The 18412-nt window shown below is 74.3% G+C and carries 20 protein-coding genes; 8 read left to right on the forward strand and 12 right to left on the reverse strand.

All coding sequences use genetic code 11. From position 1 onward, the window contains the following. Window positions 1–9 precede the first annotated feature (9 nt). The gene (locus tag ACW14Y_RS08885; RefSeq protein WP_456986439.1) at window positions 10–648 is read left to right on the forward strand and encodes a hypothetical protein; all 639 of its coding nucleotides are present in this window, start codon (window positions 10–12) and stop codon (window positions 646–648) included. A gap of 27 nt (window positions 649–675) precedes the next feature. Here ACW14Y_RS08885 and ACW14Y_RS08890 read toward each other — a convergent pair whose 3' ends face one another. The 8 genes from ACW14Y_RS08890 to ACW14Y_RS08925 all read right to left on the reverse strand — a co-directional run bounded on the left by ACW14Y_RS08890 (window position 676) and on the right by ACW14Y_RS08925 (window position 9245). Then, a complete protein-coding gene (locus ACW14Y_RS08890) occupies window positions 676–1248 on the reverse strand; it encodes a dihydrofolate reductase family protein (protein ID WP_456986440.1) in 573 nt (190 codons plus the stop codon). Between the two features lie 112 nt (window positions 1249–1360). Next, on the reverse strand, window positions 1361–2098 hold the full coding sequence (locus ACW14Y_RS08895; RefSeq protein WP_456986441.1) for an SRPBCC family protein: 738 nt from the start codon (window positions 2096–2098) through the stop codon (window positions 1361–1363). Next, entirely contained in the window at window positions 2095–2793 is a 699-nt protein-coding gene (locus tag ACW14Y_RS08900; RefSeq protein WP_456986442.1) for an ArsR/SmtB family transcription factor, read from the reverse strand. Before ACW14Y_RS08900 ends, ACW14Y_RS08895 begins: the two co-directional genes overlap by 4 nt. A gap of 220 nt (window positions 2794–3013) precedes the next feature. After that, window positions 3014–3535, reverse strand: a complete 522-nt coding sequence (locus ACW14Y_RS08905; protein ID WP_456986443.1) for a nuclear transport factor 2 family protein — start codon at window positions 3533–3535, stop codon at window positions 3014–3016. Window positions 3536–3677: 142 nt separating this feature from the next. Continuing rightward, a complete protein-coding gene (locus ACW14Y_RS08910; RefSeq protein WP_402722250.1) occupies window positions 3678–5213 on the reverse strand; it encodes an MFS transporter in 1536 nt (511 codons plus the stop codon). A gap of 202 nt (window positions 5214–5415) precedes the next feature. Next, window positions 5416–7416, reverse strand: a complete 2001-nt coding sequence (locus tag ACW14Y_RS08915; protein ID WP_456986444.1) for an ATP-binding protein — start codon at window positions 7414–7416, stop codon at window positions 5416–5418. A gap of 100 nt (window positions 7417–7516) precedes the next feature. After that, the gene (locus ACW14Y_RS08920) at window positions 7517–7915 is read right to left on the reverse strand and encodes a nuclear transport factor 2 family protein (RefSeq protein ID WP_380437420.1); all 399 of its coding nucleotides are present in this window, start codon (window positions 7913–7915) and stop codon (window positions 7517–7519) included. Window positions 7916–7949: 34 nt separating this feature from the next. Further along, on the reverse strand, window positions 7950–9245 hold the full coding sequence (locus ACW14Y_RS08925; RefSeq protein ID WP_456986445.1) for a cytochrome P450: 1296 nt from the start codon (window positions 9243–9245) through the stop codon (window positions 7950–7952). A gap of 790 nt (window positions 9246–10035) precedes the next feature. On the opposite strand from ACW14Y_RS08925, the gene ACW14Y_RS08930 reads away from it, so the two are divergent. The 3 genes from ACW14Y_RS08930 to ACW14Y_RS08940 all read left to right on the forward strand — a co-directional run bounded on the left by ACW14Y_RS08930 (window position 10036) and on the right by ACW14Y_RS08940 (window position 11395). Continuing rightward, complete coding sequence (locus ACW14Y_RS08930; protein WP_456986446.1) at window positions 10036–10686, forward strand: SDR family NAD(P)-dependent oxidoreductase; 651 nt, start codon at window positions 10036–10038, stop codon at window positions 10684–10686. Between the two features lie 55 nt (window positions 10687–10741). Continuing rightward, window positions 10742–11119, forward strand: coding sequence for a methyltransferase domain-containing protein (locus tag ACW14Y_RS08935; protein WP_456986447.1), 378 nt, complete (start codon window positions 10742–10744; stop codon window positions 11117–11119). A gap of 75 nt (window positions 11120–11194) precedes the next feature. Then, window positions 11195–11395: a hypothetical protein gene (locus tag ACW14Y_RS08940; RefSeq protein ID WP_402722254.1), complete on the forward strand. Its 201-nt coding sequence runs from the start codon at window positions 11195–11197 to the stop codon at window positions 11393–11395. Window positions 11396–11599: 204 nt separating this feature from the next. On the opposite strand, the gene ACW14Y_RS08945 is transcribed toward ACW14Y_RS08940, so the two are convergent. From ACW14Y_RS08945 to ACW14Y_RS08955, 3 genes are all read right to left on the reverse strand, one after another. Continuing rightward, window positions 11600–11989, reverse strand: a complete 390-nt coding sequence (locus ACW14Y_RS08945; RefSeq protein ID WP_380306515.1) for a roadblock/LC7 domain-containing protein — start codon at window positions 11987–11989, stop codon at window positions 11600–11602. Between the two features lie 153 nt (window positions 11990–12142). Further along, window positions 12143–13081 carry a hypothetical protein gene (locus ACW14Y_RS08950; RefSeq protein WP_456986448.1) on the reverse strand — a complete coding sequence of 313 codons (939 nt, stop codon included), beginning with the start codon at window positions 13079–13081 and terminating at the stop codon, window positions 12143–12145. Further along, window positions 13078–13437, reverse strand: coding sequence for a hypothetical protein (locus tag ACW14Y_RS08955; RefSeq protein WP_380306511.1), 360 nt, complete (start codon window positions 13435–13437; stop codon window positions 13078–13080). The genes ACW14Y_RS08950 and ACW14Y_RS08955 overlap by 4 nt, the downstream gene beginning before the upstream one ends. 142 nt (window positions 13438–13579) lie before the next feature. Here ACW14Y_RS08955 and ACW14Y_RS08960 point away from each other — a divergent pair, with 142 nt between their 5' ends. Both ACW14Y_RS08960 and ACW14Y_RS08965 read left to right on the forward strand, forming a co-directional pair. Further along, window positions 13580–13945, forward strand: coding sequence for a hypothetical protein (locus tag ACW14Y_RS08960; RefSeq protein WP_402722256.1), 366 nt, complete (start codon window positions 13580–13582; stop codon window positions 13943–13945). Between the two features lie 575 nt (window positions 13946–14520). Continuing rightward, the gene (locus ACW14Y_RS08965; RefSeq protein WP_456986449.1) at window positions 14521–15174 is read left to right on the forward strand and encodes a hypothetical protein; all 654 of its coding nucleotides are present in this window, start codon (window positions 14521–14523) and stop codon (window positions 15172–15174) included. 74 nt (window positions 15175–15248) lie between these two features. Here the strand turns inward: ACW14Y_RS08965 and ACW14Y_RS08970 are convergent, their stop codons facing one another. After that, a complete protein-coding gene (locus tag ACW14Y_RS08970) occupies window positions 15249–16418 on the reverse strand; it encodes a winged helix DNA-binding domain-containing protein (protein ID WP_456986450.1) in 1170 nt (389 codons plus the stop codon). A gap of 460 nt (window positions 16419–16878) precedes the next feature. Between ACW14Y_RS08970 and ACW14Y_RS08975 the strand changes: the two genes are divergently transcribed. Then, the gene (locus ACW14Y_RS08975; protein WP_380306505.1) at window positions 16879–17310 is read left to right on the forward strand and encodes a hypothetical protein; all 432 of its coding nucleotides are present in this window, start codon (window positions 16879–16881) and stop codon (window positions 17308–17310) included. A 286-nt stretch (window positions 17311–17596) separates the two neighbouring features. Further along, entirely contained in the window at window positions 17597–18409 is an 813-nt protein-coding gene (locus ACW14Y_RS08980) for a hypothetical protein (protein WP_456986451.1), read from the forward strand. The last annotated feature ends 3 nt before the right edge of the window (window positions 18410–18412 follow it).

The raw sequence follows: 18412 nt of genomic DNA on the forward strand, positions 1-18412 counted from the left end.
GGAGGAAGCGTGCGCACTCTCCCGAACGGGCCAGGACCGGACGGGCACGGGCCGGACGGGCACGGGCCGGGCGGCGCCGGGCCGGACGGCGCCGGGCCGGACGGTGCCGGGCCGGGGCACCTGCCGGGAGCGCCGGTGCCGCTGGTGCGGGTCGACGGGCGGTGGCTGCTGGGCGACCACCGGGACCGCACACACCTGGAGTTCGCCCCCGAGGGCATGGTCCCGCACGCGGACGGACGGGTGGGCGAAGTCGTGCCGTGGTCCCGCTTCATGAGCCTCGGCCTCTCCGTCACGACCCACCGGTGGACGGGGTCCCGGAGGACGGCCCTGCTGTCGCTCGGGCAGATGGCCCCGCTCGGGCTGACCGGTCCGCACCTGACGGCGACGGTCCGGCACCCGTACACCTACTGGACCGGCCGGTTCAGCCACCACCGGGGCCTGTCGTACGCGCCCCGGGGACTGGTGGTCCTGGGCGTCCTGCTCGGCGTCACCGTCGACGCCGGGGAGGCCGCTCTGCTCGGCGACCGCGCGTGGATGGACGAGGCCGTGCCGACGGTCCTCGCGCTGCGGCGGGAGGACGAGGCCCGGGCCGCCGTCACCAAGCTGGTGGCGGGCGCCCGGGCCGCGCGGGGGCTGCGCGAACCGTGACCGCGAGGGACGGAGGCGGATCGGGCGTCAGCGGACGACGTCGAAGACCTGCTTCTGGAGGCCGTTGGCGTAAGCGGCGTACTCGACCAGCTTCAGCTTCTGGGCGTCCTTGTCGGTCTCGCTGAAGAGGCGCTTGCCGGCGCCGAGCAGCAGCGGGAAGACCAGCAGGTGGTAGCGGTCGATCAGGCCGGCGTCGGAGAGGTCCCGGTTGAGGGACGCGCTGCCGTGGACGATGATCGGGCCGCCCTCGGTCTCCTTCAGGGCCGCGACCTCGTCGAGCGAGCGCAGGATGGCGGTCTCGCCCCAGTTCGACACCAGGTCGCCCTCGGCGAGGGTGGTGGAGACCACGTACTTCGGCAGGGTCTTGTAGCGGGCGAAGTCCGCCATGTCCGGCCAGACGGGGCTGAAGGCCTCGTAGCTGACCCGGCCCAGCAGCATCGCCGTGGCCTCCTCCTGCTCCCGGCCCTTGATCTCGAAGGCCTCGGGGAGGAACTCGATGTCCTTGAAGGTCCAGCCCGCGTTGCGGTAGCCGGACTCGCCGCCCGGGGCCTCGACGACGCCGTCGAGGGAGACGAAGGCGGTGCTGATCAGCGTGCGCATGATGGTTCCTTCGGGGTGCTTGTGCGGGCGTGCGGGGTGTCGAGCAGGTGTCTGGGGGGTGGTGCGGGGGGGGTGGTGCGGGAGGTGGTGCGGGAAGTGTTCCGGGGGCGGATCAGGCGAGGAGGCCGGTCAGCCACTGCTGCCAGGCGGCCTCGGCGCCGTCGGTGTCCGGCCCGAAGAGGTGGTGGAACATCAGCACCAGGCCGGTGCTGTGGTGGAAGCCGTACAGGCCGTCGGCGGTGCGGATCGCGAAGCGCTCGTCGTCCGCCCACACCACCTCGCCGTCCAGCGGCGGGAGCCCCGCCGGACGGGCCGCCACCCGGGTGCCGGTGGTGGGCGGGGAGGGCAGCGCGAGCGCGGCCGCCAGCACGCCCCGGAGCTCCGCCGCCGGGCGGCCGGGCACCGGCGCGACACCGAAGACGGGCGCTCCGGTACGGCCCCGGAAGTGGGTGAGGTACTCGACGAGCGTGTGGAGGTGGAACGGCCAGCCGCGCCGCAGCGCGTCGTACTCGTCCTCCCAGTCGTCGCCCAGCAGTCCGCTGTGGACGACGCGCAGCACGGTGGCGGAGCCCTCCCGGCCCTCGACGAGGTACTCGAAGGCCATGAAGCGGCCGTTCTCGGCGGTGGCGGTCCGGGTGGCCAGGCGCTTGCCGGGCTCGTAGGCGGTGATCAGCGCGTCCTCGCGGTGGCCGCCGATCTCCATCGCGGCGGTGCCGCCCTCGCGCGGGTCCAGCTCGTTGCGGCCCATGAACCAGGAGTCGATGCCCGGCCCGGTGGCGATCGCCGCCCAGACCTCGTCCGGGCTCGCCGGCAGCACCGTCTCCAGCTCGATCTCGAACGGGTGGGTCATCGTGCGTTCTCCTGTCCAGGACCGGCGTCGGGGGCGGCGTCGGAAACGGGGGCGGCGTCGGGGGCGGCGTCGGAAGCGGGGGCCACCGCGGCATCAGGGGTCACCGGGGTGACGGGGGCGGCGGGGATCTGGTGCAGGCCGACCACCACCCGGTGACTGCGCCCGCCGGGGGCGGACTCGTCGTGGTAGCGGGCGACCAGGGTGGCGACCGCCTCGGCGAGACCGTCGGCGAAGGCCGTGCGGTCCGCCGCCGAGGCGAACCGCACCTCCGCGTCGATGCCGAAGCTGGCGACCCGCCGCTGCGCCCGGGCGGCGCCGGTCAGCAGCGTGCCGACCTCCTGCACCAGCCGGGAGCCGAGGGCCAGCAGCCAGCGGGCGGACAGCTGGTCCGGCGAGCGGGCCGGGTCCGGGCTCACGCCGGCCAGGACGGCGGGCGAGATCACGTAGGAGGCGGCGGTGGCCCGGTACACCCGTTCGGTGACGTTGCCCTTACGCCGTTCCTCGGCGAGTTCGACCAGGCCGTGCCGCTCCAGCTCCTTCAGGTGGTAGTTGACCTTCTGCCGCGCCAGCCCCAGGCGGGCGGCCAGTGCGGCGGCCGAGCCCGGTTCGGCGAGGGCGGCGAGGATACGCCGCCGGATCGGGTCCAGCGACACCTCGGCCGCGGCGGGATCTTCGATCACGGCGACGTCCAACATGCTTCAAGGGTCGTACCGACAAGAAAAATTGTCAAGGAAAGATTTCTTGTCTGTGTGGCGCGGGAAGGTGCGGGAAGACGCGGGGAAGCCGGAAGACGCAGGGAAGCGGGAACGGCAACGGCCGGCGGCAGGGGAGGTGCCGCCGGCCGTTGGATCCGGGGTGGAACGGGGTGGAACGGCGTGGGCCCGGGCGGAACGGGGTGGGCCCGGGGCGACGCGATCAGGTGGCGGGCGGGGTCCAGTCGGCGGGCAGGCCGGACTGGGCTAGCACCTCGGCCAGGCTGTAGTGGTCCTGGTCCGAGGCGATCCGACCGTGACCGTCGAGGTCGAGCAGGGTCGTCATCGGCACCGCGAAGGCCTCGGGCGCGCCCTTGAGGTGACCGGCGTAGACGGCGTCGACAGTGATCCGGGCGCTGTCGCGGCGCGTAGCGCGCACGGTGACGTGGACGCCGTCGATCAGCCGGTCGGCGCGGGCCTTCCAGCCCGAGATCTCCTCCCGGCCGTGGAAGGCGAGACCCACGCCCAGGTCGATGTAGACGCCGCGGGCGGTGAACAGGGCGCCGAGCGCCCGGGGGTCGGCGCCGTTCCAGGCGCGAACCCAGTCGGCGACGATCCTCGGCGGGCACGGCGCGGTGTGCGACGCGGAGTGCGACGCGGTCGCGGCGGTGGCGGTGACCGCGGGGGCGCCGAGAAGGGCAGCCGCAGCGATCATCGGGACCGCGACGCGGGTGACACGGGACATGGTGGGCTCCTCGGGAAGTGACGGTTCGAAGGGGAATCGGTCGGCTGCGGTCGGCGTCGCCGACACCGGTCCGGACGGAGTGCTCGTCGTCCCGGCCGTCCGGGACACCGGAGTGGTCGGTGGGGTCGAAGGCGGCGCGCCGTCAGGCCGCGGGTCCGGTGCGGACGGCGCCCGGCGCGGCGGCGGCCTTCCGCCGGCCGGTACACCGGGCCAGCAGGACCGCGAGGCCCGCGGTGCCCGTCAGGACGGCGGCCGAGACCGCGAAGGCCGCGCGATAGCCGGCCGTCAGCGCCTCCAGGTGGGACCCGTGGGCGGCGGCGCCGGTCACGGAGCCCGCCAGGGTGGTCAGGACGGCGAGCCCGATCGCGCCGCCGACCTGCCGGGTGGTGTTCACCAACCCGCCTGCCAGCCCGGCCTGTTGTGCCGGGACGCCGTCCACGGCGAGCGCGGTGAGCTGGACGAACGCGACGCCGAGGCCCAGTCCGACCAGCAGGCTCGGGCCGAGGATGTCCGTGACGTAGCCGCCGTCGGCGTCGATCCCGGACAGCCACAGCAGGCCGAGCGCCTCGGTCAGCAGCGCGGCGACCGCGGTCGCGGTCGGACCGACCCGCCGGGCCAGTCGCGGCGCCAGCGTGGCACCGACCGTATTGGCGGCGGCGAGCGGGAGTTGCCCCGCCCCGGTGGCCAGCGGCCCGGAGCCGAGGACCTGCTGCTGGTACAGCGGGAGGAAGAAGAACAGCGCGATCCAGACCGATCCCAGCAGCGCCATCAGCACGTTCCCGGCGGCCACCCGGCCGGTGGCGAGCAGCCCGGGCGGGATCAGCGCGTCCGGGCGGCGGCGCTCGATCGCGACGAAGGCGGCGAGGAGGACGAGGGCGGCGGCCAGGGCGGTGAGCACTCCGACGTCGCCCCAGCCGGCGCCGCGTGCGGTGGTCAGGCCCCAGACCAGGCAGGTCAGGGCGAGGGTGACGGTCACGGTGCCGGGAAGGTCGAACCCTCCGCCGGCCCCTGCGACCCGCTGCCCGGGGGCGGTCTTGCGGAGCGACAGGGGCGACGGCCCGGTGGCCTCCGGCGGCACCAGGACCACCACCGCCGCGAGCACCAGCGCCGAGCCCAGTGCGACCGAGTGGAAGATCCACGGCCAGCCCCAGGCCTGGGTGAGCACTCCGCCGAGCAGGACGCCGCCCGCCCCGCCGGCGCCGGAGACCGCGCCCCACACGCCCAGCGCCCTGCCCCGCCCGGGCCCGCCGGGGAACTGCCTCATCGCCAGGGCCAGCGCCGCCGGGGCGATCGCCGCCGCCGCGAGCCCCTGGACGGCCCGGGCGGCGATCAGCGGCGCCGGGGCGGTGGCCAGGCCGGCCGCCAGTGAGGCCGCCGCGAACAGCGCGAGCCCGGCGGCCAGCACCCGGCGGCGGCCGAGCAGGTCGGCCGCCCGTCCGCCGGCCGGGAGCAGCGCCCCGAACGCCAGTCCGTAGGCGTTGACCACCCAGGTGACGGCACCGTCGGAGAGGCCGGTCCCGGCCCGGATCTGCGGGAGCGCCACATTGACGATCGAGGTGGCGAGCATGACGGTGAACTGGGCCGCGGCGAGGGCCGCGAGGGCCGCTCCCGGGGAGCGGGGGCGGCCGGCGGCCGGGGCTTCGGGTATTGGTGCCTGTGGTGTCGGTGCAGCGTTCATGGCCACAGGTTCGAACCGGGCGCTGTCCAGTTGCCAGGCCCGGCGGCTCCGGGGACTGTCCACCGCTGTCCGCGGCTGTCCACCGTCCTGCCCCTGCCCCTGCGTCCTGCCCCTGCCCCTGCCCCTGCCCCCGCCCCCGGAACGACGCAGGGCCCCGCACACGGAGGTGCGGGGCCCGTGGCCGCGGCCGCGTTCGCGTCCGTCAGCGCGAGCCGTGCAGCTCCTGCTCCCACAGCGCCTCGCACAGCAGGTCGAGCCCCTGCCGCAGATGCCGCCGGTACGTCCCGTACGGCAGGCCCAGCCGACGGGCGGCGCCCTCCTGGGTCGGCGCGCCGGAGAAGTAGCCCGCCGTCAGGGCCTCGCGGGCGCGGGCGCCGCGCGGGTCCTGCGCGAGGTCGTCCACGGCCTGGCGCAGCAGCGCCCGCAGCTCCTCGACCGGCTCGTCCAGGTCGGCCGCGAGCCGGGTGCGCAGCAGGGCACAGGCGGCGAACGCGCCCGGGTCGCGCCAGTGCGTGAACGCCTCCCGCACCGCCTGGTCGAACGCGGTCCTGGAGACCCCGGACGGACCGGCCTGGGCGGGCACGGGCGTCGAGGTCATCAGGTGGCGCAGCCAGGTCTCGACCGGCAGTTGCCGCCAGTCGACGCCGAACACGCCGTAGGTGTGCGCGCCGACCCGGGGCCGGGCGCCGGTGTCGGTGAGGCTGCCCCTGACCCGGGCGGCCCAGGTGTCGGCGTCGCGCCAGACCGCGAAGCCGTAGGCGCGGGCCCGGGCACGGGCGGACTCGGCCTGGGCCCGGGAGGAGCTGAGGTCGATCACGCGCGAGGGCACCTGGTAGCGCTCGGGGTAGACGGTGAACCGGCTGACGCCGATGTGCTCGCCGGGCCGCACCGGTGCGGTGGCCTCGGTGTACGCCCAGGCGGCGGCCACCACCGGGTCGGTGGCGAGGTCCTCGGGGTCGGCGGGGGCGGGCAGGGCGAGCCGGGCCGTGAACGCCACCACCCGGCCGGTGCTCACCAGCCGGTAGACGCTGAAGGCCTGCGGCTGGCGCCGGGCCCAGTAGCGGACCAGTTCGGCGGACTCCGGTCCCTCGGTCTCGGTGGCCATCCGCAGCACCGTGTCGAGGTCCTCGGGGTGCAGCGGCCGGTCGTGCACCTCGTCCTCGCGCGACCAGGTGCGCAGCCGGGCGACCAGTTCGCCGTCCTTGAAGAGGTGGAAGAGCTCGTCGGTGACGGTCCAGACCTGTTCCTCGGGGGCCTCGCGCAGCAGCCGCAGGTACTCCTCGGCCAGCCGTCGGCGCATCTCGACGAAGGCGTTGGGGGCCCGCCAGCGCAGGTCGGCGGCCAGGGTCTCGCGGGCGGCGTCGTGCGGGTGCAGGCCCCGGTGGGTGGACTCCATGAACGGCAGTCCGCGGAGCCACCCGAAGAGCGGGTGGGCGTCCTCGTCGGGCAGGACGGCGGCGAGCAGTTCCTCGGAGGTCGACCAGGCCTGCGCCGCCACTTCCAGGGCCCGGCGGTGGGCGGCGGTCGGCACCTCGCCGACCAGGCCGGACAGCAGGGTGCGCAGGACGTCGGCGGAGGGCGCCCAGACGCCCTCGCGGCTCCAGTCGTCCTCCCTGGCCGCGGCCGCGAGGGAGAGCGCCAGCGGGTTGCCGCCGGCGAACCGCAGGACGCGTTCGCGCAGTTGGGGCGGCACCTGGGCGGTGCTCAGCAGGCTGCGGGCCTGCGTCTCGGAGAACGGTCCCAGTTCGAGCACCCGCAGCAGCCCGGACCAGGCGGGGTCGGCGGTCCACTGGGGCTGCGGGGCGAGGCGTCCGGCCAGTACCACCAGGGTGTCGTCGGCCGCGCGGGGCAGGAAGCGCTGCCACAGCCAGCTCTCCAGCCACTGGCAATGCTCGAAGGAGTCGACGAACAGGACCGTGCCGGGGATGTCGAGGAACGGTGCGGCGGAGCGTTCGAAGTCGGCCGGGTCGCGGCCGACGAAGCGGCCGTCGAGTTCCAGCAGCAGCCGGCCGGTCGACCTGGCGTGGTCGGCGAGGCGGCGCAGCAGGGTCGACTTGCCGATGCCGCCGGGGCCGACCAGGTAGAACGCGAACGGCGCCTGCGGGTCGCCGGCCAGCGCCCGGACGAAGCCGTCGAACTCCTCGTCGCGGCCGACGAAGGCCTGGACCCGCGCGCTGCTCAGTCTCTGCTTGACGGAGGCCATATGACGGCTCCCCTCCTTCTGTTCCTGCTGTGCCGGCGCCGGGGCGCGGCCGCCGCGTCGGGGCCCCGCGTCCTGTCGTCGTGGTGCGGTCCGAGCGGGCTCACCTGATCGAGCCCAGGTCGCGGTCGTCCTCGTCGCCGGAGAGGAGCAGCGTGGTCTCCTCGACGCGCTCGAACCGGCCGTCGGCGGCGAGTTCGGCGAAGAGGTACACCTCGATGCGGGAGGTGTGGCCGTCGTGCTTGGTGACGGTGACGGTGTGACGGTCGGCGTAGCGGGTGCCGTCGCGGAGTTCGTCGTGGACCTCGACCCGGCCCTCGCGGAGCAGGGAGCGCAGCTTGGCGATGTGCTCGACGAAGCCCGCCCGGTCGCTCCACACGCCGTTGGTGCGCTGGCGGTAGTCGGGGGTGAAGTGCCGGGCCACCGCTTCGTCGAGCGGGAGGTCGGGGTCCGGGGCGAACAGCAGGTCGTTCAGTGCCCGGGTGATGTCGGTCGTGGTCATCGCGGTCTTCCTCCAGGAGGGGGCTGGCGGGGGATCAGTGGTGCTGTGCGAGGGCCGTCGGGGTCGGGACCTGCAGCGGGGCCGGTGGGGTCGGGACGCGCGGCGAGGCCGTCGGGATGCGGACGGGGGTGAAGTCCAGGGAGAGCGCGACGGGTCCCCGGGTGTAGAGGCCGGCCTCCTGGTAGCCGGAGCCGGGGGTGAAGCGGACCTCGTCCAGCAGCGGCAGCAGCAGCGCGGCCACCGTCTCGATCTCCGCGCGGGCGAAGGCCGCGCCGACGCACTGGTGCAGGCCGGTGCCGAAGGCCAGGTGCTGGGCGGCGGCGGTGAACGAGCGGGCGGCGGCCAGGTCGGGGCGGTGGAGGTCGAAGCGGTCCGGGTCGGTGAAGGCCTCGGGGTCGCGGTTGGCCGCGCCGATCAGGCAGAAGACGGTGGCACCGGCCGGGACGAGGGTGCCGGCGAACTCGGTGTCGCGCTCGGCCTGCCGGGGCACCAGTTGGACGGGCGGGGTGAACCGCAGGGTCTCGGCGAGGGCGGCGGACAGCAGCGACGGGTCCCGGCGGACGTCCGCGAGCTGCTCGGGGTGGTCGATCAGGTGCTTGAGGAGGAGACCGAGGGTCTTGTCGGCGGGCTCGACGGCGGCCACCAGGACGTTGACGATCAGCGCGACCACCTCGCGGGTGCTCATCGCCACACCGTCGAACTCCGTTGTGCAGAGCGTGGATATCAGGTCGGCGCCGGGGTGGCGGCGGCGCTGTTCGACGATCCGGGCGAGCTGGGCCTCCAGCTCCCCGGCGAGTTCCAGGCAGACCCGGCGACGTTCCTCGCTGAGGGTGACGGCGGTGACGAACTCGCCGACCCCTGCTATCCGTTCGGCGACCCGCCGCCAGTCCTCGCGGTCCAGGCCGAGGACGTCCAGCGCGGCGCGGACGGCGAACGGCTTGCCGAAGTCGTTGACGAGGTCCATCCGGCCCCGGGCGAGCAGGGGTCCGAGGAGTTCGACCGCGTTGGCGCGGAGGGTGCGGACCTGCTCCCGGAGCGCCGGTCCGGTGAACGCCCGCACGACGATCCCCCGCTTCGCGGTGTGCTCCGCGCCCGTCATCTGTGCCAGCACCGGACCGCCCATCACCGGCTCGGCGCGGACCCGGAGCGTCGCGGTGCTGAACGCCTCGTGGTCCGTCAGTACCCGGCGGACGTCGCGGTGGCGGGAGAGGAACCAGGCATCGAGGGCCGGTTCGTGGTGCACCGGCGCGTGCTCGCGCAGCCGTCCGAAGTACCGCTCGGGAGCGGCGGCGAACTTCTCCGACAGGATGCTGAAGCGGGACTCGGCCATGGGCGGGGCGGACCTCTCGGGATGGGGCGGGCGTCCGGGGGACGACGAGGTGCCCGGGGGACGCGGAGTCGTCGGTGACGCGGAGTCGTCGGTGACGTGGGCTCGGTGACATGGGCTCGGGCGACATGTGCCGGGGTGACGCTGAACGGCGCTCGGGGAAGCGGCGAGCGTGGGACCGGCGGCGGGATCCGCCGGCGGGGCGCTCAGGCCGGCGTCAGGGGGAACGAGGATCTCCGCCGGCCGGGCCGGCCGGAGGCCGCGGGAGGGAGCGGACGGCGACGGCCCGCGGCTCCGCACGGCGCGACCCGGTCCCGGAGCGCTGGGCTCCGGGTCGCGGCCGTGGCGGCGACCAGCTCTCGGGGCAACGTCGTCGGTTCCTGTCTCGGGTCCTTCCCCGGGGCGGTCCTGTCAGGTCGGCCGCGGGCACGGCAGCCTGCGGTCGGCCCTCCCCCGGGCGTTTGACGTGGGCACTATAACCCGAAGCCCGAGCGCCACGACCTGGGAGTTTCGGTGCCAAGGATGGTTCGTACCACGCCTGTTCCGGGGGTGTGGACGGACCGTTCGACCACCCCTGGAGCAGACAGGTCCGGACATCTGCGGACAACGGTCAACACCTGCGGACAGCGGTGGACATCAGGCGTGACGACGTCCCCGTCTGCGCCGTCGGCGGTCCGAAAGGTTCCCGGTCCGGGCCCGACCACTCGCACGAGTGAACTCCCGGGGCGGGGGAATGCGCCTGTGACTCCGGGGTGTTGGCGGTGTCAAGGATCGTACGGACGGGGAGGTCGGCATGGCCGGAGCAGTGATCGTCGGAGCGGGGCCGGGGATCGGACAGGCGGTGGCGCTGCGGTTCGCGCGGGAGGGCCTGCCGGTCGGCCTGGTCGCGCGGAGCGGGGCGACGGCCGAGGCGGTGGCCGAAGCCGTGCGGCAGGCCGGGGGCAAGGCGGCCGTCCGCACCGCCGACAGCACGGACGAACAGGCGCTGCGGGCCGCGCTCGACGGGCTCGCGGAGGAGCTGGGCCGGCCGGACGCGCTGATCTACAACGCGGCGCTGATCCGGCCGGACGCCGTCGGGCAGTCCTCCGCCCGCGACCAACTGGACGCCTGGGCGGTCAACGTGGTCGGCGCGCTGACCGCCGCCGCGCACGTCGCGCCGGGGATGGCGGAGCGCGGCCGGGGCACCGTCCTGGTGACCGGCGGCATGCCCGAGCCGAAGCCGGAGTACGTCAGCCTGTCCCTCGGCAAGGCGGGCGTGCGCACGCTCGTCACCCTGCTCGACCAGACCTACGGCGCGGCGGGCGTGCACGCGGCCAGCGTGACGGTGGCCGGTGCGGTCGCCCCCGGCACCGCCTTCGACCCGGACGACATCGCGGAGCACTACTGGCGGCTGCACACCCAGCCGCGCGGGGAGTGGGAGCAGGAGGTGGTCCACGGGGGCTGACGCCGGATCACGAGGTCTCCTGCCGCCGAACATCGCTCAGGCGCAGCAGTTCGCGGTGCCGGGCCCGCGCGCGCCGCAGCGCGGACCCGGCGCCGATCTCACCTCGCTCGCCGAGGCCGGCACCGGGACGGGAACGGTGATCGGCGCCGACCGCGACCCGGCCGCGATCGAGGCTGCCAGGGAGCGCGCCGCCGACCGGCAGACCGTCACGGTACTGCTCGGCGACATCCATGCCCTGCCGCTGCTGGACCACGCCGCCGACCGCGCCCGCACCGACCGGACACTGCAACACGTCGCCGACCCGGCCCAAGCGCTCCGGGAGTTCCACCGCGTGCTACGACCCGGCGGGCGGCTCGTCATGGGCGAGCCGGACTGGGACACCCTGGCCGTCGACCACCCGGACAGCGACCTCTCGCGCGCCTGCACCCGGTAGGTCGCGGACAAGGTCGTCCGCAACGCCCGCATCGGCAGGCAACTCCCCCGGCTGGCAGCGGACGCCGGATTCGCGGTGTCCGCGGTCGTCCCCATCACCCCCGCGTTCCGAGACGCCCGGGAGGCCGACAGGATCCTCGGGCTGGAGCGCACCACCCAGCGTGCCGTCGCCGCCGGACACCTCACCGAGGAAGAGGCAGGACGCTGGCTGGACCACCTCTCCACCGGGGCCTTCCTCGCGGCGGTGCCGTTCTGCATCGTCGTCGCCGAGTCGTAGCCGCCGAGCCGGGGACGACGACTCACCAGGAGCAGCTTGCGCCGGGCCCGGACAGTGACCGACGCGCCGCTCACCCGTCCCGGACTCACGACACTTGGAGACACGAGCCCACCGGTGCCGCAGCCGGCGGTACGCCCGGCCGGATGCTTCCGGCCGGGCGTACCGCGTCCGCAGCTGTGGCGCGCGAGGAAGGAGGGCCGCGGCTCAGGCCACCGGGACCATCCCGAGCAGCTCGCCCAGCCGGCGGACCGTGGCGGGCGACTCGCGGTGCAGTCCGGCGAGGTCGAGGCCCTCGTCACCCAGGATCATCAGCAGCGCCCGGTCCCCGATCGCCAGCACCACGACGTAGCCGCCGTCGCAGCGGGTGACCACCTCCCGCAGCCCGCCCACGCCGACCTCGGCGGCGGTGCGGCGGCCGAGGCCGAGCATGGCGGCCGACAGGGCGGCGGCCGACTCGGGGTGGACGGCGGCCGTGTCGGCGGCCACCAGCAGGCCGTCGGCGGTGGAGACGACGCTCTCCGAGATGCCCATGACCCGCTCGCGGAGGGACTTCAACTCGTCGACCAGCACGGCGGTCGGCGTCTGGCTGCTCATGGTGTGCTCTTCTCGGTCGTCACGGTCGTGTCGGTTGGCTCTGTCGTTGCGGCGCGCTCGGTGCGATCGGCGCGCTCGGTGCGCTCGGCACGGTCGGCCCGGGCGGCACGTTCGGCGCGCGGTGGACCGCCGGGAGTGGCCGCGGCCCCCTGGTCACGGCTCCCCCGCCCGCTCCGTCCGGGGCCCGTGCGCCGGGTTCCGTGCACCGGGGACGCGGCGCGGCAGGGGCTGCCCGCCGTCGGCCGGAAGCGGTTCGCCCGGTGCTGTCCGGGGAGCGACGCTCGGCGCCATCGGGACGGCAACGGCCGGTTCCCGGTGGAGCAGCTGCCGGGCGTCCATCCGGACCAGGTCGAGCAGCACCGCGAACACACCACGCCCCAGCGCGAAGCCGATGTCGCGCGCGGTACGGCGGCCGGTCGCGGCGGCCAGGATCTCCCGGTGGCGGGCCGGTATCCGGGGCGCGGCGGGCCCGGGGAGCGCTCCCCCGCCGACGCCGCCGACGCCGCCGACCCCGGACACCCCGGCGGCCGGCCGGATCCGGGTGCGGGCCAGTTCGCCGGGCGGGCCCCAGACGCGGGTCAGCAGGGCCGTGCGGCGGGCGGTCTCCTCGAAGAGCCGCTTCGGCTCGATCCCGGGCCGCAGCGCGAGCCCCGCGGGCGGGGCCCCTTCGACGGTCTCCCAGGCCCCGGGCGGGCTCAGCACCAGGGCGAAGGCACCGTCGAAGACGGCGGAGGCGCAGACCGCTTCGAGTTCGGCGGCGCCGATCGAGCCCCCGGCGACCAGGGCCGCGCCCAGGTCGCCGGCGCCGACGGAGGAAGCGACCGTCTCCGCCGCCGTCCAGTCCTCCTGGCCGACGCGCCCGGACTTGAGCAGCAGGGTCTCGGCGGTCGGGGCGCCGGGGGTCTCGATCGCCGTGATCAGGCCGTGTTCCAGGTGGATCGTGCCGCCCGGCGCGCTGGAGACGACGACCGAGCCGGTGAAGTCCTCCTCCCGCAGTGCCAGCAGGTGCGCGGGCACATTGCGGGCGGCCGGACGCGGGCCTGCCTGGGCGTGGGCGCGGGCGTGGTCGTCATGGTGGGTGTCGGGGGTCATGCCACAAAGCCCCGAGCGCTGTCGGCGGTCTGGCGCAGCGCCAGGGCCAGGTTGACCCGCGACCGGTCCAGCACCGTGGCGAGCAGCAGCGGATCGCCCTGACGGGGCAGCACCTGGACCACCTCGTGGTGCAGGGTGCTGGTGACGACGACGCTCTCCAGCTCCCCGTCGGCCCCGGCCTCGCACAGCCGGTCGCCGATCAGGGCGGCCAGCTCGGCGAGTTCGGCTCCGGGGCCGAGCAGTCGCTGGTCCCCGCCCGCCGCGTAGGCGAGGCCGGTGGCGGCGTCGACGAGTACGGCGCCGACCACGCCGGGGGAGCCGAGCACATCGGAGAGGGAGGCTTCGAGTGCGCGCACCGGTACCCCTTCGTGTTCTGAACTGTTGGCAGCGTACTTTATTCCATCATTTCCGCGGCGGGGTCGACGCGGGGGACTTCTTGCTACTTTGTTCCCGCACACGGGAGTTCTGCCCCGCAGTTACGCAAAGGACGAACAGCGCATGAACATTGACAACGCACTCAAGGACGCGATGGCCATCGAGGGCGCGATCGGCGTCGCCGTGGCCGACTACGAGAGCGGTATGTCACTCGGTTTCCTCGGCGGGGGGCAGGAGCTCGACCTGGAGGTCGCGGCGGCCGTCAACACCGAGGTCGTGCGGGCCAAGGTGCGGGCGCTGGCCGCGCTGTCGATCGATGACGTCATCGAGGACATCCTGATCACCCTGGGCAGCCAGTACCACCTGATCCGCCCGCTCGCGAGCAGCCACGGCTCGCTCTTCCTCTACCTGGCGCTGGACCGCTCGCGCGCCAACCTGGCGCTCGCCCGGCACGGCCTCAAGCGCATCGAGAGCTCGCTCGACGTCTGATCCTGCTTCCGGTCCGCGCTCCGTTCCGGCTTCTGCTCCGCCCTCCGGTCCGGGCCTCGTTCCGGCGTGGTTCCGGCGTCGTTACGGAATTCCGTACCGGGCGAACGCGAAGCGTGATGAACCGGCCACAGTGCCGCGCCCGTAGGAATTGGTCCGCGAATAACCGCAGGTACACCTCAATCACTGAATGATGTGATCCTTCGGTGACTGGGTGTCATTTTCGCGGCACCCCGCCCCGCCGGCCGCGCCGACTTTCCGCTCCGCGCGGCGGGCGGGGCGGCTCGGAAATCATCGGGCATCGGGCAATTGATCGGCTTCGTGGAGTGATGGACCGGCGGCGCCGGGACACCGGGCTCATCGGGCTCGGCAGACCCGGCCCGACTGCCGGGCCCGAGGTCGTCATGGCGGCCAGGGGCCGACCGGCAGGTGTCGCCCGGCCCTCCGGATTTCCACAACCGCGTCACAAGGACGCCGGGTTGCTCCCCGTCGACCGGCGGCCCTGGAATCATCCCCGCTGGGCACCGGGACGGCGCCCGGGGCGCGACGCGATCGTGGGGGCAGCGATGGACACGTGGATGAGGGACCCGGGAGCGTCCGGCGGCTACCGGCGGCCCGCCCTGCTGGTGGGTGCCCTCCTGCTCCAGGGGGCCCTCGTCCTGGCGGGGCTGGCCGTCACCGTGGTCGGCTTCCGGCTGTTCCTCGACGCCCACGACGAGATGCACGGCTACCGGACCGCACCGGTCTGCGACACGGCCGCCGCGCCGGGAGCGGACTGCGACCGCTACGAGGGCGGCAGGGTGACGGCACGGAAGACCGACGGCGAGTACCGGCTGACCGTGGCGCGCGAGACGGCACCGGCCGACACGTACTACGTGGACGAGGACTTCTACGACGACGTCCAGATCGGTACGAACGTGCAGGTGACCGTTTTCCACTCGCGAGCGGTCGCGATCTCCTACCGCGGGCACCACGGCGACAACCCCCGGGACCCCCATCTGCCCGCCCTGGAGGTGGCCGCCCTGATCACCGTGGGGTCGGCCCTGACCGTGAACGGCCTGGCCCGGTCGCGCGAAAGTGGCGCCGGCCTGCTCTCCGGACCCGGGATCGGCCTCCTCGCCTTCATCGGCAGCTCCCTGCTGCTGCAGATGCCGCTGCCGCTCGCCGTCACCCTGGGCGTCCCCCTCCTCGCGTGGATCGCCCTGGTCGCCACCGCCGCGGCGGTCGCCTGAGCCTGCCGTTCGCCCTCGTCGGGCCTCGTTCTCCTTGACCGCGTGCGTCCCGCGGCCGCCCTCCCGACCCCTTCTCAGGCCACGGGGAGCAGACGCGCCTCCGCTCCGTCCGGCCGGGCCCCCGGCTTGCTCCACCAGTGGTCGTAGCGGCGGTAGACGTACGGCTCACGGTCGGCGAGCAGCGCCGTCAGCGAACGGGCCTCGGCCCCGAGCTGCTCCCACGCCGCGTCCGGCAGCGGGTGGAACGCCGTCGCCTCCACGCCGCCCTCGACCGTGCGCCACACCCCGGCCACCCGGCCGTCCACGAGCAGGGTCGGCAGCACATCGCCGTTGCGCTTGATCACCAGGGCGCGGTAATCCGGCGGGATGACCCGGCTCCGGTCGGCGTAGGCCAGCAGGACGCTGTCCCACATCGCCATCAGCCGGGCCGGCACCGGCAGGTCCTCGTCCGGCAGCGTCGCCCCCGCGAGGTCGAACAGCTCCGTGCCGTCCGGCCCCGCCAGCCGCTCGACCCCGCCCTCCGCCGTCAGCACCCGCAGGGCCTCCTTGGCCCGGCCCCGCTGCACCAGCGCGAACTGCGCCACGTCCGCCACCGAGGCCGGTCCGAACCCGGCCAGGTAGCGCCGCACGAGCGTGCGCAGCGAGGCCGCGTACACCTCCGGGTCGCCGAGCACCGGCCGGACCGGCGGGGCGACGTAGGAGAGCCGGTGACCGAAGGACCACAGCCCCTCTCCCGGCGCGCGCAGCAGCGGCGCCACCTGCCGCAGCCCCCACCAGGCCGGGGGCGCCGCCTCGGCACCGATCCGCCCGGCGAGCCAGGTCTCGAACTCCGGGGCGGCGCGCGTCCGGTCGCCGAAGTCGAGCACGTCCGCGACCAGCGCGTCCCCGTCGGCGGCGGTCAGACCGGAGGCCGTGAACCGGTCGTCGCCCAGCCGGGCGCCCCGCACCGACGGATGGACGGCCTCCCGGAACGTCGCGAAGTCGTCGACGTGCACGGCGTGCAGGGTGATCCGCATCAGCGTGGAGCGCACGATCCCCAGCTCGGCGAAGGCCCGGTCGAGCTCGGCGGGGTCGAAACCGGCCACCCGGTTCCACAGCGCGAGGTAGGGCGAGGCCGGCTGCTGCGCCTGGAGCGCGACCACCCGCCGCACCGCCTCGGTGATGCCGATCTCCTCCCGTCGCACCAGCAGTTGCCGTTCGAGGGTGGCCCGGTTGAGCTGCCCCGCGGTGATCGTCACGTCCATGGCCCTCTCGTCGTTCGCCCGCCCGGTGCGAACCCGGTGAATGTCGGAGCTGGAGCCTAGCCGCAGGGTCCGACAATGCCGTCGCCGTGGAACCCCGGGGAGCTGGAGCCGGGATGAATGGACATCACGATTCGTTGGCGAACCCTCGCGTCCGGGAATCACGGATTCCTGCACATCGCACCGGGAGTGGAACGGCATGGGCAAGCCACATGGCACCCCATCAGGGCTTCGATGCCCCACTACCGGTTCTACCAGGGGGGGCTGTGCACTCCGTGACGGCCCGGTGACCGGAGCGGAGCACCGGCCGCTGCGGGTCAAAAGGTTTCGGAATCGGCGGCTTGACGGTAAGTCACCGGAGCACGGATACTCCCTTTGCCCTTGACGATCAACGCCTGCGGCGGGTGGGGTTCTCCACCGGATCGCGGGGCATTCCGACCGCTCGACCGAAACGGGGTTGTCCATGAAGATCCGCAACAGGGTCGCCGCCGGGGTGCTCTCCATAGCCGCCCTCGGCTTCGCCGTCGCCACCGCCGCGCCCGCCTCGGCGTCCAGCGGCGGCTGTGCCTCGTACGACGCCTGCCTGTACTACAGCCCCAACTTCCAGGGCGCCTACTTCGGCGACGGCGACGGCAGCAGCCGCGGCTACGAGACCTACCAGGTCAACTCCACCTACACCTTCGGCGGCGGCGGCGCCGGCAACGGCCAGTACGTCCGCAACAACGCGGCGTCGGTCTTCAACAAGAACCAGAACTACAGCGTCACGATCTACTACAGCCCCGGCGGCTACGGCGTCAGCCAGTACATCAAGCGCGGCACCGGCGCCAACCTGATCCCGCAGCTGCGGAATAACAACGCCTCGCAGTGCTTCGACTACTTCGAGGCCTGCCGCTGACCTCGGGTCGGCCCGCGATTCCCTCGGCGGCGGTGCCGCGCAGCCCTCGGCGCGCGGCACCGCCCCTGTTCCGGCTGGAAGAAGAGTTCACCATGCGCAGTGCAGCCCCCGCGTCGATACTGCGGCCGGTACGGCGGTCGGTCCGGCGGTCGGCACGGCTGCCGCTACGGTCGATACGCCCGGTCGGTGCGCCGGTGATCGCCGCCCTGGTCGCACTGGGCGCCGCCGCCGCGGGCTGCGCGGCCGCCGACCCGAAGGCGGGCCCGGCTCCGGCGGCGGCACCCCGGTGGTCGACGCGATCCCGACCCTCGACACCGCCGACGGCCGGGCCCTGCCCATCGCCCAGTACCTGATCAGCCCGGACGAGGACCGCCGGATCGAGACCGCCAGGACAGCGCTCATCGGCTCGTGCATGAAGCGCTTCGGATTCGACTACGCGCCGGAGGCGAACGGGACCAAGCCGGACCTGATGGTCCGCCGGTACTACCTCACGGACGCCGCGAGCGCGGCCGTCCAGGGCTACCACTGGGGCGCGCCGGCGGACCGGGCCCAGCAGTCCGCCACCCCGCAGCCCCCCGCACCGGAGATGCAGGCCGTCCTGGGCCAGGGCCGGGGCGCCCCCGCCGATCCGGCGGCGCCCGCCGGCCGCACCCACAACGGCCTCGCGATCCCGCCCGGCGGCTGCCTCGGCGAGGCGGACGACACCCTGACCCGCGGCGGCGGAATCCTCCAGGACGACGCCGGGGCGCTGGAGATCAACGGCAGGAGCTTCGCCGACTCCATGGCCGACGCGCGGGTGCAGGCGGCCTTCGCCGCCTGGTCCCGCTGCATGAAGGAGAAGGGGCAGACGTACGCGAGCCCCGTGGACGCGGTGGGCGACGAGCGCTGGTTCTCCTCGCCGACGGCGACCCCTCCCGAGATCGCCGCCGCGACGGCCGACATCGGCTGCAAGCAGCGGAACAACGTCGTCGGCATCTGGTTCGCCGTCGAGACCGCCTACCAGGACCGGGCCGTCCAGGCGGACCTGAAGCGCCTGGAGCAGACCCGGAAGGCGATCGACACCACCCTCGCGAACGCGGCGGCCACCAAGGCCTCCTGAGGT

This window comes from Kitasatospora sp. cg17-2, assembly GCF_054031055.1.

Excerpts from the sequence above, each read along its gene's own strand:
- ACW14Y_RS08905 (WP_456986443.1), bottom strand. The coding sequence starts at position 3,535 with ATGTCCCGTGTCACCCGCGTCGCGGTCCCGATGATCGCTGCGGCTGCC.
- ACW14Y_RS08975 (WP_380306505.1), top strand. The coding sequence starts at position 16,879 with ATGAAGATCCGCAACAGGGTCGCCGCCGGGGTGCTCTCCATAGCCGCC.
- ACW14Y_RS08970 (WP_456986450.1), bottom strand. The coding sequence starts at position 16,418 with ATGGACGTGACGATCACCGCGGGGCAGCTCAACCGGGCCACCCTCGAA.
- ACW14Y_RS08895 (WP_456986441.1), bottom strand. The coding sequence starts at position 2,098 with ATGACCCACCCGTTCGAGATCGAGCTGGAGACGGTGCTGCCGGCGAGC.
- ACW14Y_RS08965 (WP_456986449.1), top strand. The coding sequence starts at position 14,521 with ATGAGGGACCCGGGAGCGTCCGGCGGCTACCGGCGGCCCGCCCTGCTG.
- ACW14Y_RS08890 (WP_456986440.1), bottom strand. The coding sequence starts at position 1,248 with ATGCGCACGCTGATCAGCACCGCCTTCGTCTCCCTCGACGGCGTCGTC.
- ACW14Y_RS08925 (WP_456986445.1), bottom strand. The coding sequence starts at position 9,245 with ATGGCCGAGTCCCGCTTCAGCATCCTGTCGGAGAAGTTCGCCGCCGCT.
- ACW14Y_RS08920 (WP_380437420.1), bottom strand. The coding sequence starts at position 7,915 with ATGACCACGACCGACATCACCCGGGCACTGAACGACCTGCTGTTCGCC.
- ACW14Y_RS08910 (WP_402722250.1), bottom strand. The coding sequence starts at position 5,213 with ATGAACGCTGCACCGACACCACAGGCACCAATACCCGAAGCCCCGGCC.
- ACW14Y_RS08945 (WP_380306515.1), bottom strand. The coding sequence starts at position 11,989 with ATGAGCAGCCAGACGCCGACCGCCGTGCTGGTCGACGAGTTGAAGTCC.
- ACW14Y_RS08960 (WP_402722256.1), top strand. The coding sequence starts at position 13,580 with ATGAACATTGACAACGCACTCAAGGACGCGATGGCCATCGAGGGCGCG.
- ACW14Y_RS08950 (WP_456986448.1), bottom strand. The coding sequence starts at position 13,081 with ATGACCCCCGACACCCACCATGACGACCACGCCCGCGCCCACGCCCAG.
- ACW14Y_RS08900 (WP_456986442.1), bottom strand. The coding sequence starts at position 2,793 with ATGTTGGACGTCGCCGTGATCGAAGATCCCGCCGCGGCCGAGGTGTCG.
- ACW14Y_RS08930 (WP_456986446.1), top strand. The coding sequence starts at position 10,036 with ATGGCCGGAGCAGTGATCGTCGGAGCGGGGCCGGGGATCGGACAGGCG.
- ACW14Y_RS08915 (WP_456986444.1), bottom strand. The coding sequence starts at position 7,416 with ATGGCCTCCGTCAAGCAGAGACTGAGCAGCGCGCGGGTCCAGGCCTTC.